At 70.3% G+C, this 1,735-nt stretch carries 4 protein-coding genes; 2 read left to right on the forward strand and 2 right to left on the reverse strand.

What is annotated here, in order from left to right; genetic code table 11:
- On the reverse strand, positions 1–242 hold a 242-nt coding region (locus VGD44_RS05975; RefSeq protein ID WP_331084896.1), incomplete at its 3' end, for an AraC family ligand binding domain-containing protein.
- Between the two features lie 70 nt (positions 243–312).
- On the opposite strand from VGD44_RS05975, the gene VGD44_RS05980 reads away from it, so the two are divergent.
- Both VGD44_RS05980 and VGD44_RS05985 read left to right on the forward strand, forming a co-directional pair.
- Positions 313–687, forward strand: a complete 375-nt coding sequence (locus tag VGD44_RS05980) for a VOC family protein (RefSeq protein WP_331084898.1) — start codon at positions 313–315, stop codon at positions 685–687.
- Positions 684–1,355: an O-methyltransferase gene (locus tag VGD44_RS05985; RefSeq protein ID WP_331084900.1), complete on the forward strand. Its 672-nt coding sequence runs from the start codon at positions 684–686 to the stop codon at positions 1,353–1,355. Before VGD44_RS05980 ends, VGD44_RS05985 begins: the two co-directional genes overlap by 4 nt.
- Here the strand turns inward: VGD44_RS05985 and VGD44_RS05990 are convergent.
- Positions 1,352–1,693, reverse strand: coding sequence for a hypothetical protein (locus VGD44_RS05990; RefSeq protein WP_331084903.1), 342 nt, complete (start codon positions 1,691–1,693; stop codon positions 1,352–1,354). The genes VGD44_RS05985 and VGD44_RS05990 overlap by 4 nt on opposite strands.
- Positions 1,694–1,735: the final 42 nt, after the last annotated feature.

A 1,735-nucleotide genomic window follows, 5' to 3' on the forward strand; every position in this document is an offset into this window, starting at 1 on the left:
GCCACGGTCCCGCGCATCTCGATCTCGTGCGGCACGCCGCCGGGCGCCCAGATCGCCCGCGTGGGCGGCGCCAGCCACGCCGCGTCAGGCGTCGCCACCCGCATTGTGCCCGTGGCTGCGTAGACGAGCTGCGCCCACGGATGGGTGTGGCGGTCCAGCCGGTGGCCATCGCGGTAGGTCACCGCCAGGCCGCGGACCGGGTAGCCGTCGATGTCCCGGGCGTTTTGGCGCGTCAGCGACATAATTCGTCAGACTAGCGCAAGCGCGCCGCCAAGCGAAGTCGTACCGGTGTGATCCGACAAGGAGGCCGGCATGCCCGCAACGTTGCGCCACTTCGCCATCAACGCCGACGACGTGCCCCGCGCCAAACGGTTCTACGAGGAGGTCTTCGGCTGGACCTTCACGCCGTGGGGACCGCCCGGCTTCTACCAGACCCGCTCCAGCGGCGGCGGCCACCTCGGCGCCCTGCAAGGGCGGCGCGACGTCGGCGGCCAGCGGATGCCCGGACACGAGATCACCTACGGCGTCGAGGACCTCGCCGCCACGATCGCCGCCATCGAGGCCCACGGCGGCGCGCTGCTCATGCAGCCGTTCCGCATCGAGGGCATGGGCGAGCTGATCTTCTTCCGCGACAGCGAGGGCAACGTCGCGGGCGCCATGCAATACGAGCAAGGAACCTGGGAATGAGCGTACTGACCGACACCGCCCTGCAGGACCGCATCGACGCGCTGCAGGCGCAGAGCACCGCACAGGAAGCGGAGACCAACCGCTACTTCGGCGAGCGCGCCAAGAAGGGCGACCTGAGCTGGGACGGCCTCGACGACGCGGCCAACCGCTTCATGGCCGACAAGATGGTCGCCCTGGAGCCGATCAAGGCCGAGTTCTGTGCCATGCTGTGCCGCGCGCTGCGGGCGACGCGCGTGGTCGAGGTGGGCACCTCGTTCGGCGTCTCGACGCTCTATTTGGCCGACGCGGTGCGGGCCAACGGCGGCGGCGTGGTCATCGGCACCGAGTACGAGCCCGCCAAGGCTGCAGCCGCGCGGACCAACTTCGAGGCCGCCGGCGTCGCCGACCTCATCGACCTGCGCGAAGGCGACCTGCGCGAAACGCTGAAAGTCATCGAGGGTCCGGTCGACTTCGTCCTGATGGACATCTGGACCGAGATGGCACGCCCGGCGCTGGAGCTGGTGCACCCTCACCTGCGGCCGGGCGCCATCGTGGTCGCCGACAACACCGGCGACTTCTTCCGCCACGCCTACCGTCACTTCTTCGAGTTCGTGAACGAGCCTGCGAACGGACTGAAGACCATGACCCTGCCGTTCCAGGGCGGCCTGGAGCTGGTGGTCAAGGTCTAGTAGCGGCGCCACATGCCCGTGCGGTCGTCCCAGTAGCCGTAGCGGCGGTCGTACGGATAGCCGGCGAAGCCGTAGCCGCACGGGTCGTCGCGCTTGGCGATCTGGTTGGCGACGGCTGCGCCCGCCGCGGCGCCGACGGCCGCCCCGACCGCGTCGTCCTTGGCGATGGCGGCGCCCGCGCCCGCGCCGATCACGGCGCCGGCGGCGGTGGCTGCGGCCCGGTTGCGTTCGTAGTCGCGCCGGCAGGCGTCGGCCCAGCTGTCATACCTGCTGCTCGCGCAACCGCCGAGCGTCGCGGCGGTCGCGAGACCGATGATGGAAAGTCCGATGAGGCGCATGCCGCGTCCTCCGCTTCTGCAAAGCTTGGGACGGGCAAACGC

This window comes from Phenylobacterium sp., assembly GCF_036402295.1.
In the GTDB taxonomy this organism is placed as follows: Bacteria; Pseudomonadota; Alphaproteobacteria; order Caulobacterales; family Caulobacteraceae; genus Phenylobacterium.

What these genes read in the sequence shown, in the direction of transcription:
- VGD44_RS05980 (WP_331084898.1), top strand. Translation starts at nt 313, where the DNA reads ATGCCCGCAACGTTGCGCCACTTCGCCATCAACGCCGACGACGTGCCC.
- VGD44_RS05985 (WP_331084900.1), top strand. Translation starts at nt 684, where the DNA reads ATGAGCGTACTGACCGACACCGCCCTGCAGGACCGCATCGACGCGCTG.
- VGD44_RS05990 (WP_331084903.1), bottom strand. Translation starts at nt 1,693, where the DNA reads ATGCGCCTCATCGGACTTTCCATCATCGGTCTCGCGACCGCCGCGACG.